13 protein-coding genes and 2 pseudogenes are annotated in these 12,239 nt (G+C 63.4%); 12 read left to right on the top strand and 3 right to left on the bottom strand.

Annotated features, from left to right (window positions below; all coding sequences use genetic code 11):
• Window positions 1–546 precede the first annotated feature (546 nt).
• From PV781_RS23410 to PV781_RS23365, 10 genes are all read left to right on the top strand, one after another.
• Window positions 547–1,422, top strand: coding sequence for a beta-keto acid cleavage family enzyme (locus PV781_RS23410; protein WP_274778038.1), 876 nt, complete (start codon window positions 547–549; stop codon window positions 1,420–1,422).
• Window positions 1,423–1,438: 16 nt separating this feature from the next.
• Window positions 1,439–1,963 (top strand): hypothetical protein, encoded by a 525-nt coding sequence (locus PV781_RS23405; RefSeq protein WP_274778037.1) that lies wholly within the window; start codon window positions 1,439–1,441, stop codon window positions 1,961–1,963.
• Entirely contained in the window at window positions 1,960–2,574 is a 615-nt protein-coding gene (locus PV781_RS23400) for an alpha/beta hydrolase family protein (RefSeq protein ID WP_274778036.1), read from the top strand. Before PV781_RS23405 ends, PV781_RS23400 begins: the two co-directional genes overlap by 4 nt.
• 16 nt (window positions 2,575–2,590) lie before the next feature.
• Window positions 2,591–2,902, top strand: a complete 312-nt coding sequence (locus tag PV781_RS23395; RefSeq protein WP_274778035.1) for a subunit of meta cleavage enzyme — start codon at window positions 2,591–2,593, stop codon at window positions 2,900–2,902.
• Complete coding sequence (locus PV781_RS23390; RefSeq protein WP_274778034.1) at window positions 2,890–3,729, top strand: DODA-type extradiol aromatic ring-opening family dioxygenase; 840 nt, start codon at window positions 2,890–2,892, stop codon at window positions 3,727–3,729. The genes PV781_RS23395 and PV781_RS23390 overlap by 13 nt, the downstream gene beginning before the upstream one ends.
• Before the next feature lie 348 nt (window positions 3,730–4,077).
• On the top strand, window positions 4,078–4,710 hold the full coding sequence (locus PV781_RS23385) for an alpha/beta fold hydrolase (RefSeq protein WP_274778033.1): 633 nt from the start codon (window positions 4,078–4,080) through the stop codon (window positions 4,708–4,710).
• The gene (locus tag PV781_RS23380; RefSeq protein ID WP_274778032.1) at window positions 4,598–5,251 is read left to right on the top strand and encodes a branched-chain amino acid ABC transporter permease; all 654 of its coding nucleotides are present in this window, start codon (window positions 4,598–4,600) and stop codon (window positions 5,249–5,251) included. The genes PV781_RS23385 and PV781_RS23380 overlap by 113 nt, the downstream gene beginning before the upstream one ends.
• Before the next feature lie 24 nt (window positions 5,252–5,275).
• The gene (locus PV781_RS23375; protein WP_274778031.1) at window positions 5,276–6,217 is read left to right on the top strand and encodes a branched-chain amino acid ABC transporter permease; all 942 of its coding nucleotides are present in this window, start codon (window positions 5,276–5,278) and stop codon (window positions 6,215–6,217) included.
• Window positions 6,214–6,948 (top strand): ABC transporter ATP-binding protein, encoded by a 735-nt coding sequence (locus PV781_RS23370; protein WP_274778030.1) that lies wholly within the window; start codon window positions 6,214–6,216, stop codon window positions 6,946–6,948. Before PV781_RS23375 ends, PV781_RS23370 begins: the two co-directional genes overlap by 4 nt.
• The gene (locus PV781_RS23365; RefSeq protein ID WP_274778029.1) at window positions 6,938–7,669 is read left to right on the top strand and encodes an ABC transporter ATP-binding protein; all 732 of its coding nucleotides are present in this window, start codon (window positions 6,938–6,940) and stop codon (window positions 7,667–7,669) included. Before PV781_RS23370 ends, PV781_RS23365 begins: the two co-directional genes overlap by 11 nt.
• A 38-nt stretch (window positions 7,670–7,707) precedes the next feature.
• Here PV781_RS23365 and PV781_RS23360 read toward each other — a convergent pair.
• Window positions 7,708–7,899: pseudogene (locus tag PV781_RS23360) on the bottom strand (IS3 family transposase); the annotation flags it as partial.
• A 25-nt stretch (window positions 7,900–7,924) separates the two neighbouring features.
• Between PV781_RS23360 and PV781_RS23355 the strand changes: the two are divergent.
• Window positions 7,925–8,098 (top strand): annotated as a pseudogene (locus PV781_RS23355) (IS3 family transposase); the annotation flags it as partial.
• A 238-nt stretch (window positions 8,099–8,336) separates the two neighbouring features.
• On the opposite strand, the gene PV781_RS23350 reads toward PV781_RS23355, so the two are convergent.
• Complete coding sequence (locus tag PV781_RS23350; RefSeq protein WP_274778028.1) at window positions 8,337–9,701, bottom strand: acyl-CoA dehydrogenase family protein; 1,365 nt, start codon at window positions 9,699–9,701, stop codon at window positions 8,337–8,339.
• Between the two features lie 292 nt (window positions 9,702–9,993).
• Between PV781_RS23350 and PV781_RS23345 the strand changes: the two genes are divergently transcribed.
• Window positions 9,994–10,632 carry a helix-turn-helix transcriptional regulator gene (locus PV781_RS23345; RefSeq protein ID WP_274778027.1) on the top strand — a complete coding sequence of 213 codons (639 nt, stop codon included), beginning with the start codon at window positions 9,994–9,996 and terminating at the stop codon, window positions 10,630–10,632.
• Between the two features lie 9 nt (window positions 10,633–10,641).
• Here PV781_RS23345 and PV781_RS23340 read toward each other — a convergent pair whose 3' ends face one another.
• The gene (locus PV781_RS23340) at window positions 10,642–11,940 is read right to left on the bottom strand and encodes an acyl-CoA dehydrogenase family protein (RefSeq protein WP_274778026.1); all 1,299 of its coding nucleotides are present in this window, start codon (window positions 11,938–11,940) and stop codon (window positions 10,642–10,644) included.
• Between the last annotated feature and the right edge of the window lie 299 nt (window positions 11,941–12,239).

The raw sequence follows: 12,239 nt of genomic DNA, 5'->3' as shown, positions 1-12,239 counted from the left end.
ACTGCACCACAGCCCCGATCATACTTGGAACCGCTTTCACCGAGGGCGTGTGACTCCTGCAGAGAGAGCTCAAGGCTCTTGAAAATTGGCGGACGGGACCGGGCAGGAAGGGGGAGCGACGGTTGCCGCTTACGTCGGAGGATCGCTTGGCAAATTTCCGAGCGTGCTCATAATTGATCGTAGTCAATTTTAGAGTGAATAGCGCCTCTTGATCGGCCACGGTCGAGGGGCCGTTCGGCGAAGCCGGATGGGCTTCGCGCACGGTGAACCGGTGCGCCCATCTCAGAGGGGCTGCCGGCGTTTGGGGTGAGGGGCGAAGAAGCAGCGAATAGGCAAGCCAACGGGCACACCTCCAGGTCCAGATGGATGTGCCCAGCCTAGCTCTCGTGCGGCGACGAGCCGACGTGGGAGCGGAACCAGAAAAAAGGACCGGGGGAGAGCGCCGACGATGGAAACGCTTCGCACCAGCGAAGGCGATGGCACGGTCACGCGTTTGGCCGGCAGCAGGACCGGAACGCACCGAGGCGCGGGCCGGGGGGCCGTGCCATGCTGAGCGCGTCACCGATTGCGACCGCAGGCTGCTTTGCCTGCGAGCCGGATCGCACGCGACGGGTGATGATCTCGGTGGCGCCGAACGGTGGCCGCAAGACCAAGGCGGACCATTCCGCGCTCCCACTGTCAGCCGATGAACTTGCGTGTTGCGCGATCGAATGCCGGGATGCCGCTGCCAGCCTGCTTCATCTGCATGTCCGGGACCGCGACGGCCGGCACCTCCTGGATGCAGATGCCTATCGCGCCGCCACGGAGGCCGTGCGCCGGGCTGTCGGTCGTGATCTGGTGGTGCAGATCACGACGGAATCGCTTGGGTTCTACGGCCCGGCCGAACAGATCGCCATCGTCAAGGCGGTCCGCCCGGAATCGGCCTCAATCGCCATGCGCGAGATTGTGCCCGAGGATGGCGACGAGGGACGTTTTTCTGAGCTGCTTGCCTGGATGCGCCGCGAAGGCGTGACGCCGCAGATCATCCTCTATGATCTGGCCGACCAGCGCAGGCTCATGGACCTGCAGGCGCGCGGCGTGGTGCCGGGCGATCTGCCGCTGCTGTTCGTGCTGGGGCGCTACACGGCGAACCAGAGCTCGGCGCCGGCCGATATCCTGCCGTTCCTTCAGGATCGTATGGCGCTGCCGGCACACTGGAGCGTGTGCGCTTTTGGTGCCCGCGAGGCAGCCTGCGTGGTCGCGGGCACGCTGCTTGGCGGTCATGTGCGGGTTGGCTTCGAGAACAACCTTTTCCTTCCCTCCGGCGCCGTCGCGCCCTCCAACGCCGCGCTCGTCGCGGCGGTGACGGGTTCGATCACCGCGCTGGGATTCGGGCTGGAGAGCGCCGACAGCCTCCGCCAAACCTTCTCCCGACTGACGTGACCTCTAAGAGGCAATGATGAGCGAGCAAAGCGCCGCAACCGATCCCGGCAGACCGAGAAGCCTTGAGAATGCCAAGGCCTGGATGAAGGACCGCCTCGCCAAACGGGTCCATCCACTCGGCTTGACGGATCCCGAGGAAACGGAACGGGCCATCGAGCGGCTTGAGGGGCTGGACGGGGCCAACTGGGCCAAGTGCTGGATCGCGTCCGGCAACGCCTATGTCGAACGCGCGACTGCGGCCGAGGCCGCGGGGGACATCAAGGGCGCTCGGCGCAACTACTACCAGGCCTATGGCTTCTTCTTCCTCGGCCGCTTTCCGTGTCCAAACCATCCCGACAAGCTGGAGAGCTACGAGCGGGAACTGCGCGCCTACGAGAATTTCGGACGGCTGGCCGAGCCGCCGATCGTGCCGGTCGCGCTGGATTTCGACGCCGGGACTCACAGCAAGACACTCCGGTTCTATGTACGGACGCCTGCCGGCAGCAGGCGGCCGCCGGTTGTGATCATGTGGGGGGTGTCGATGCGTGGAAGGAGGAGATGACCGAGCTGTCGTCCTCGTTGGCCGCGGCTGGCATCGCATCCGTCGCGATGGACAATGTCGGCACCGGGGAATCGCCGATCAAGGCCACAGCGGACGGCGAAAAGCAGTTCCTGCCGGTGATCGAGTGGGTGCAGCGCAACCCGGATCTCGACGGCAGCCGCATCGTGCTGGTCGGCCGCTCCTTTGGCGGCCATTGGGCCACCAAGCTCGCCCATCTGGCTCCAGACACGCTGAGGGGCGCAGTCAACTGGGGTGGTGGCGTCCATTTCATGTTCCAGCGGGAGTGGATCCAGCAGTCGCGCCATCCCGAAAGCTACCTGATGGAATTGGTCGAGACGCGCAGCCGCATGCTGGGCGCCGAAAACGACGCAGCATATGTCGAGGGGTTCCGCGTGCTGTCGCTGCTGGACCAGGGCCTGCTCGACCGGCCGAGTGCGCCGCTGCTACTGGTGAACGGCAAGGAGGACAAGCAGTGCCCGATCGCTGACATCCACCTGCTGCTGGAGCACGGCAGTCCCAAGACCGTGCGCCTCTTCCCCGGCGGACATATGGGTTTTGGCCCGCACACGGTTCCCACCATTGTCCGCTGGATCGGCGAACAGCTGAAATGAGGCGAAAGGACGAGAGATGAGCAACTGGAAACAGATGATGCCGACGACGGAGGCCTACCTCCTCGACAGGGTCCTCTACGAACTGCACCACAAACCCGATGATCTCGCTGCCTACAACCAAGACAAGGACAAATATCTGTCCCGCTACAAGCTAACGCCGGAGATGAAGGCTAAGATCTCTGGCGACGACGTGGCCGGGCTCTACGAGGCCGGCGTCAACCCCTACCTCCTGCGCGCGCACTGCATTGGGGTCAAGATTCCCGAAGATGTTTCGCTCGCCGCGCTGCGCAGCCTGCTGCAAGAAGGAGATGACAAATGGCTGAGCTGACCGGGATCTATACCGCGAGCCACACCCCCGTGATGTTGAACTTCCCGGACCGCATTCCGGCCGGGTTGCGCAGCGAGATTTTCGCCGCCTACGAGGCAATGGGGCGCGACTTCGAGGCGGGTCGTCCGGACGCCCTTATCGTGCTGTCCAACGATCATCTGCATAACTTCTTCCTCAATAACTTCCCGGCGCTCTGCATCGGCACCGCAGAAAGCTACGAGAGCCCAATCGAACACTGGCTTAAGGCGAAGCGTCGCCTTTTTCAGGGGGACCAGGCCTTCGGCTCTTACCTGCTCCAGGCCGCACTCGATGCTGAATTCGATCCGGCCTTCTCGATGGACATGGTGCTCGACCACGGGTCGCTCACGCCGCTCGAACTGGCGGGGCTCGATCCGAATCTGCCCATCGTGCCGATCCTGTTCAATTGCGTGCAGCCGCCGATGCCCACCATGCGCCGGTGCTACAATTTCGGCATCTTCCTGGGCCGGGCGATCCGCGCCTATACCGGCGTCGAGCGCGTCGCTGTCCTTGCCACCGGTGGAATTAGCCACGACATCGCCACGCCGCGCATGGGGATGGTCAATCGCGAGTTCGACGAGACGCTTCTGCGGCTGCTCGAGGAAGGCGATATCGACAAGACGATCGCCTATGCGACCGACTTCGTGCACACGGCCGGAAACGGGGCCGAGGAAATCCGGATGTGGATGGCGGCGCTGGGCGTGGCCGATGGCATGCGCTTCAAGCCCGCCTACTACAAGGCCGTCAACGACTGGTACACCGGCATTGGCATCGGGCATTTCATCCACGAACCGGCGAAAGCAGCCTGAAATGCACGCCTGTCTCAATATCCCCATAGTCGGTGGCGGATCGGCGGGTGCGGCCCGCCGGGAACCGTATTCCTAGACGGCAGCGGGAAACGGGGCACCGCCCTTCTGATCGAGGAAGCGAGCCATGCAACACGCCGCGCCTGGCATCCGTTGCAGGGATTGCGATCGAGGACGGGCTGGTGCTTGCGCGGGGACCATGGCGCGCCCGCTCGGTCGTTGCCGGATGGTCGTCGACTTATCGCTCAAAATCAGTCGGCTTTAGCGCGCACGCACCGAGCCGCACATGCAGACCGCCGTGGTCGAGAAGGCACTGGCGCAACTCAATCGAGGCTTTTGACGAGGGACAGCATGTTTCTGGACGTCGGCACTCACATCCTCCACGCGTCCCTGTTCGGCGATCGGTCGAAGCCAGCAGTCGTGCTGCTGCACTCGCTGGGCGCGTCTGGTGCCATCTGGGAGCGGCAGGTCGAGGCGCTGGCGGCATCGCACTTCCTGATTTGCCCGGACTTGCGCGGACACGGCCTCAGCCGGGTTTCCTTGACGCCATTTGGCATTGACGACCTGGCGGCGGACATAATGGCCCTCCTCGATGCACTTCACCTGACCAGCTACCACGTCTGCGGCCTCTCGATCGGAGGGCTCGTCGCCCAGGCGGTTGCCGGCCTCCGGCCGGATCGCATCCTTACCCTGACGCTGTTCGACTCGAACATCGTCAGCCTGAACCCGCCGATGTGGCGTGAGCGGGCGGCCCGGTGCCGTGCGGACGGGCTGGCCGCGATCGCCGACAGCGTGCTGGCGCGCTGGACGACGGCGGCCTTCCGAGACACTGCGGAAGGCAAGGGCTTGGCGACGATGGATCGCGGCCATCGTGTTTTTCTTCGCCGGGCAACTGATCTACTCGATCTACCATCACGCATTCGAGAAGGTCAGCAAGGATGCGATGCGTGGCCTCTGCTTCTTCTTCGGGCTGATGTTCATTAGCGAAGTGCTGCTCGTGCTCAGCATCGGCGTCGATTACCAGTATGTCAGAGCTCCCTATATTGGGCCGACCCTGCATCTGGGAATGGTCGATCTTCCGCTGCGGCTGCTGATCCCCGCGCTTGCCTCGGGGGTGCTGTTTGCCGGGATCGAACTGTTCATCCGGCGGACATTCACCGGCCGTGCCATAGCGGCGGTGGCGCAAGACCCGGTAGCGCTGCGCCTCGTGGCGGTGGACCCGGTTCGGATCAAGCGGAATGCCTTCGGGCTGTCGGTCGCCATCGCGGCAATCGCGGGAGCGATGCTGGTCATCATCCAACCGGTCGAGCCATCGATGGGACGGGAATATATAGGCCGCGTCTTCGCGATCTGCGTGCTGGGCGGCCTCGGGAGCCTGCCGGGCACATTGATCGCCGCCCTCCTGATCGGTGTCATCGAAAGTCTCACAGCGACCTTCTGGGGGGCGTCCTGGGCGCCCGCGGTGTCCTTCAGCCTGCTGTTGCTGACCCTCGCTTTCCGTCCGAATGGCTTGCTGGGAAGGTAACAATAAATGGGAAACGTTCGATTCTTGCTTGTCGCAGGTCTGGTCGGTGTCGTCACCCTCATCGGTGCCCACCTGCTTCGTATGGAATACGCGTTGTACGCAGGCTACATTGTGGTGCAGTACGTGACGGTCGCGACGGCCTGGAATATCCTTGGCGGCTACTGCGGCTACGTAAATTTCGGCTCAGCCGCGTTCTTCGCGACGGGCGTTTACAGCACGATCTTCTTCCTGCAGTTCGTGGACCTTCCCCTGCCTCTGCTGATGGTGCTCGGCGGCATCGTCGCCGGCCTGATCGGGCTCGGGATGGGCTATCTCACGCTGCGCCTGAAGGGGGCTTTTTTCGCCATCGGCACGCTGGCGCTCGCCGTCGTCCTGCAGACGCTGGTCATGAACTGGGATCTCGTGGGCGGGTCGCGCGGGACGTTCGTCATCCGGCCGCAGACGCTGGCGTTCGGCACAGTCTCGATCGGCTACATGGATTACCTTTTCGCGCTGATGCTGGTGCTGGCGATCGGCGCCATCGTCACGGCGCGCTGGATCGAGCGGTCGCGGATGGGGCTAGGCTTCGCGACCATCCGTGACGACGAAGCTGCCGCCGAGGCCTGCGGGGTGCCGACGCTGCGGCTCAAGCTGATGGCGACCACGATTTCCGGGGGCCTGATGGGCATGGCCGGGGCACCCTATCCCTTCTATATCGGCTACGTTCAACCGCACTCCGCCTTTGGCCTCGAATATGGCGTCAACGCCATCGCCATGTCGATGATCGGCGGAACCAGCAACTGGACGGGGCCGCTGGTCGGTGCCCTGCTTCTTGGCACGACGCAGCAATTGGCGACGGTGACCATCTCGTCGGCGGTCAACCTGCTGATCGTGGGCCTGATGCTTGTCGGCTTCGTCATAATCGCGCCCAAGGGCATCATCGGGCTGGTCCAGGGCATGGCGCGCAAGAGGGAGAGCAGGTCGTGAACGCCATCTTGCAGGCGCAAGCCATCACAAAGCGGTTCGGCGGCTTCACCGCGCTCGATAACGTCGATTTCCATATCGAGGATGGGGAGCGGCTGGGTCTGATCGGTCCCAACGGATCCGGCAAGAGCACCATGGTCAACTGCCTGTGCGGCGCGGTTCCGATCACGTCGGGCGCGATCAGGTTCGATGGCCACGACCTCGTTGGGCGAACGGCGCATGAACGCGTGAACCTAGGGATTGCGGGCAGTTTCCAGCTGCCGCGTCCGTTTCGCAGCATGTCGCTGGTACAGAACATCCGGGTGCCGCTTGAATATGCCGGAACGTTGCGCGCGGGCGGAACGTTGACGCGCAAGGACATCGAGCGCCGCAGCTTGGAACTGCTGACTCTGGTCGGTCTGGAAAGCAAGGCCTGGCGGTTGCCGAATGATCTGACGCAGGTCGAGCTGCGCAAGCTTGAACTCGCCAGGGCGCTCGGCAGCGATCCCAAGCTGCTCATTGCCGACGAAGTCATGGCCGGGCTGTCCCATTCCGAAGTCGATGAGATTCTGCAACTGCTGTTGGACCTCAACGGCAAGGGGATCACGATCCTTCTGATCGAACACATCATGAGCGCCGTAATGCGGTTCTCGCAGCGGCTGGTGGTGTTCGTCTCCGGGCAGAAGATCGCCGACGGCGTCCCTGAGGACGTCATCCAGCACCCTGAAGTTGGGAGGGCTTACATTGGCCAGTAGCATCACTGTTCAGGGAGTTTCGGCGGGCTACGGCGCCGTCCGTGTGCTGTCGGACGTGTCGATGACGGCACCGGCGGGACGCACGGTCGCCTTGCTCGGCACGAACGGGAACGGCAAGAGCACGCTGATCAAGTGCATCATGGGCATGGTCCGGCCGGATGTCGGGCGGATCATTGCGACCATCGACGGTGTCGAGCACGAGCTCGTCGGCCGGACGACGGAGGAGATCGTCGATCTCGGCATCGCGCTGGTGCCCGAGGGGCGACGCCTGTTCCCCAAACTCTCGGTGGAGGAGAATCTGCTGCTTGGGGCCTCCCGTCCCGCAGTCCGCGCTCGGATCAAGCCGAACCTTGACTTCTGCTTCCAGGCCTTCCCGCGCTTGGCCGAGCGGCGCAAGCAATTGGCTGGCTCGATGAGTGGCGGCGAGCAGCAGATGGTGGCATTGGCGCGCGCCATGATGCTGGCGCCGAAGATCCTTGTCGTCGACGAGCCCTCGGTCGGCCTTTCGCCCTTGCTGGTGGCGCGCACGATCGATGCGATCGCCGAGTTGAAGGCACACTATGACCTTACCGTAATCATGGCCGAGCAGAACTTCACCCAGGCCATCCGTATCGCCGACCTCGGCTATGTCATCGTGCATGGCGAAATCCAATTCGAGGGCCGTTCAGCCGCGGAGCTGAACAACAGCGACCTGATCCGCAAGTTTTATCTGGGGATTTAGGTCGTGTGGACAAAGCGGTTTCCCAAATCAGCTGAGGCTTCGATGTAGCCGAACAGATCCCCTCGCGCTTCGGCCCTAGTGGCATAGAGGCGGTGGTGGACCCGCTCGGTTTTTAGGGTGTGGAAGAAGCTCTCCTTGGGGGCATTGCCCCAGCAATCGCCCTTGCGGCTCATGGATGGGGCGATGCCCGCGGTGGCAAGCGCACCGCGATAGGCTTCGGAGGCGTATTGGGCGGATTCAAACGGTCGTCGCAAGACCGACCGCCCGCACTCGAAGCTCGGATGGCAGACGCCAAGCGCCTTCGCCTCAACGTTCCACCCGCGGCGGGATCAGACGCTCCGCAACACGAACGGCTCCGCGTCTGCTCCCGCCGCCCAGCACGCCCGACAGGGCAAATCCAACCGCCAGAACGAACCCACCGCTGGATAGAAGTTGGGGGGAACGTCACGCCGCGGGCGCGACGAATGGCCAGCTTGGGGACCGGGCTCGAGAAGCTTCAATCCGGCAAGGATTATGACTTCAAGCGACGTCTGAAGGACATGCGTCAGTGGGGCGTACGGTCAGCCGGCTTCGAGGTGCAGGGAGGTCATGCCCATTCGCAGAACAATGATGAAGCGCCCTCTACGTGCGCGGGCGCTAACTACAACGTCCGCGCACGATTTTAAGTCTATTCGGCTGCGGATACGAACGGAGTGATGCCGGAGTTCGAGTATTGCCGGTCCCAGTCGGCCACGGTGCCGATGCTCTCCATGGATTTCTCGAAGACGATCGTGCTGTCCTCCATGACTGCCCGTGGATTGAACCCTTCGTCGGCGATGACGCCGTGGACGCGGCGGCGCTGCATCCCCATGTTGCCGCCATCATAGATCGGCAGCACGGAAGCCTCGCGCAGGAAGCGGCCGAAGGGATACTCGGTGCTGAGGCTGTTCACGCCAACCACCTGCATGCACTTGTAGATGACGTCGAACATGGCTTCGGTGGTGTTGATCTTACACATGGCGCCGACAAGCTCGGCGTGCTGCTCATGCTTGTCGAGATAATCCGAGGCGCGCCAGCAGAAGTAGCGGGCCGACTCGATCTTGGCGGCGCAGTCGCCGAGAATGTAGCCGACATTCTGGAAGCGGATGATCGGCGTCAGCGAGCCCGCGGTGTTCGTCTTGCAGAATTTGAGGGCTGCTTCGTAGGCGGAGCGGGCCATGCCCACCGCCGCGATGCCGGCCACCGGGCCGGACCAGGCGAAATTGCGGTTGATGACGAAGTCGCCATTGCCGGCCGCGCCGGGCAGAAGATTGTCGACGGGAACGCGGGCGTTGTCGAAGGTGATGAGGGCGTTGGAGGCGGTGCGGTGCCCCTCCTTGTTGAGGAATTCATAGGAAATTCCCGGCGTTCCGCGCTCGACCACGATGGCGGAGAGGCCCTTGGTGCCGCCGACCTCGCCGTCGGTCCGCACGATCACCGTCTGGGCATTGACGCCCTTGGCATCCCAGCCGCCTGCCGAGGACCACTTCTTCCGGCCGTTGAGGATGTAGAAGTCGCCGTCGCGGGTTGCGGTGAGGCCGATGCCCGCGGGCCGGGGGAAGGGATTGTCGAAATTTGCAGTGCCGCCCGTGCCGCCCGGAGGCTCGCCCGCGGTCCAGCCGCCGAGGTATTCGCCGGTCGGGTCGGAGGTTGCCGCGCCGATGAAGCGCTTCTTCTGCTCCTCCGTGCCGTACCAGGAGACGGGCATCAGGCCGAGGCCGTTGCACAGCACGGTGCAGGCAAAGCCCGGATCGACAGCGCAAATCTCTTCAGCCGCGATGGTGAAATCGAGGCATGAGAGGCCTCCGCCGCCATACTCTTTCGGCAGCATGGCCATGGCGATGCCGGCCTTGTAGGCCTCCACATAGGCGCCCTTCGTCTTGGTATGGGCCAGCAGAGGATCCGGCTCGCGATCCGCCTCGGGAACGACGGGAGCCAGCACATTCTCTGCGAACTCGCGAGCCATCGCTTGGATCTGGCGCTGTTCCGGCGACATGGTGAAGTCGATTGCCATTGAAATTCCCCTTCATTGTTGTCTGCTCGCGGCGCCCGAGGTCGCGCAAAGCCGTTCGCCGCAACGGGTGTCGCGCGGGACGGAAGCGATGTGCGGACGCGTTTGAACAAGGAAATGGTAGTTTCGGCATAAAAAACTGTCAAAAGAATCTTGTGATTAAAAGGGCGCCAGCTCGTGCCCGTTTCGGCGTCTGTGCGCTGGCGTTGCGGCGCCGCCCTCTCTCGGCAAGAAGCGTTGTGGAATAAAGGGTTCGCTTCTATGATACGCGACGTACCATGTGAGGGTTCAAACGGTGCTCGGCGGAGGAGAGACACAGCGTCGGCTGCTTGCACAGCTTCTTGAAGTCAAATCCGGCCTCTCCGTCGACGAACTGGCCGGGCGGCTCGATATCAGCCGCAGTGCGGTCAAGCAGCATCTGGCGGGTCTGGAGCGCGACGGCTATGTCGCACGAGGCTCTGCCCGCAAGACCGGCGGTCGGCCGGGTCAGATCTATGTGCTGACCGAAAGCGGCATCGGCGTCTTTCCTAAGCAATATTCCTGGTTCTCGCGCATCCTGTTCCAGACGTTGCGCGTGCGGATCGGCGATGCTGACCTCGGCGCGTTCATGTTCAATCTCGGGGTCGACATGTCGGCCATGGCGCTGCCGCGCATCACGGGCAAGACGCGGATCGAACGTATCGTCGAGATCGTCCGGATCATGAATGAAACCGGCTTTGTGGCGCAGACCGTTCCCGACGAGGAGCCGGGCAAGCTTCCGCGCATCGAGTGCCGCAACTGCGTCTATCATGACCTGTCGAAGGACTATCCCGAGGTGTGCCAGTTCGACATCGGTTTCATCAGCGGCCTCATGGGCGCCGGCGTGGACCAGGAGGAGTGCATGCAGCGGAACGACGGCCAGGTCTGCCGCTTCCGCTTTGTTCCCCTCGCCTGAAAACGGGTCCTAACGCAGGGTCTTGTCGAAGGGGGTCGGCGACAATTCCATGAACGCGCGCGGATCGAAATCGGGGTGGCGCATGACCGACCAAATTTTGCGCATCTGCATGCCCAGATTTCCCGCGTCATAAAGGGGGAAGACGGCCGCCTCGCGCAGGTAGCGCTCCAGCGGATGCCGCCGGTCGAGGGCATTCACGCCCATCACCCGCATGGCCCCGAAGACGGCGCCGAACAAGGTTTCTCCACAGAAGACCTTTGCCATGGCGCAGATGGCATGGCCTTGGCTCTCATTGCGGTCGAGATAATGCGCCGCCTTCCACGCGAAGGCGCGGCAGGCCTCGATCTTCATGGCGACGTCCGCGAGGGCGTAGCCGACGGCCTGATGGTTAATGATCGGCTCCGGGCCGCCGGCCGTGTGGGTCTTTGACCAGTCGAGCACATATTCATACGCGGACCGCGCAACGCCGACCGCGGCAATGGCCGCCACCGGGCCGGACCAGGTGAAGGCCCGGGCAATGGCGAGATCGCCGTCCCCGATGGCAAACGCATTCTCCTCCGGCACCCGGCAGTCCTGGAAGATGATGGAATTGTTCTGGCAGATGCGGTGGCCGATCTTGGAGATGGGCGGCTCATAGACCACGCCCGCCGTGTCCCGCGGCACGATGATCGCCGACAATCCTTCCGTCCCGCCGCTCTTCGGTGTGGTCCGGACGATGCAGATATTGATGTTCGCGCCGGCGAGGTCCCAGCCCCCCGCATTGCAGGGCCAATATTTGCGTCCGTTCAGGATATATTCCCCGTTCGCGCGGTCATGGGTCGCTGTCAGCGAAACGCCGGCCGGCCAGGGCGCCGGATGGTCGAAATTGGCGGTGCCGCCAGGAGACCCCGCCGCCTCGCTAACCGTCCAGGCCGCAAGGTACTCGCCGCGCGGATCGCTCGTTGCCGCCGTCAGCCATTTCTGCTTCTGCCGCTCGTTGCCAAACCAGGCCAGCGGCATGAGGGCGAGGCCATTGACCAGAAGGATGGTCGCAAAGCCTGGGTCCACGGCGCAGATCTCTTCGGCGACCACCTGAAGATCGAGGCTGCTGATGCCGCCGCCCCCATAGCGCTTGGGAATGAAGCCCATGGCGAAGCCCAGCTTATAGGCCTCCACATAGGCGCCCTTCACATGCTGGAAGGCCTTCTGCGGGTCCGGTTCTTCGTCGGCCCGGCGAATGCGGGGCGCGAGAATGTCGTTGGCGAACTCCCGCGCAATGGTTCGCAGCCTTTTCTGGTTCGCCGTGAGCGTGAAATCGATCGGCATCATCGGGTTCCCATTGGACGACGCCTCTTTTGAGCAATTTATATGCCAAAAGCGCTAAGCCCGGCGACCTTGCCTCACGATCTCGCGGGCCCGCCTTCGTCACGACGTGCGTAGCACTGCAAGGTCAGCCGAGGGGCCACTTGAGGTCAATTCTCGCCTCTCATTCATCGGAGGTATGTCCGCTCCTCGATTGAGGCTCCCAATAGCGGACAGTCTGCTCCCGGCCCGAGGCTGTGTGAGAACTCTGCGCGGCTGATCGGTCAAGCTGCCTTTTCCAATTCGCGCGTCGGCTCCGGTCATCC

This window comes from Aquabacter sediminis (genome assembly GCF_028863665.1).
GTDB lineage: Bacteria > Pseudomonadota > Alphaproteobacteria > Rhizobiales > Xanthobacteraceae > L1I39.
Note: the sequence above shows the minus strand (reverse complement) of the source record. Positions and strands in the feature narration are given on the sequence as shown.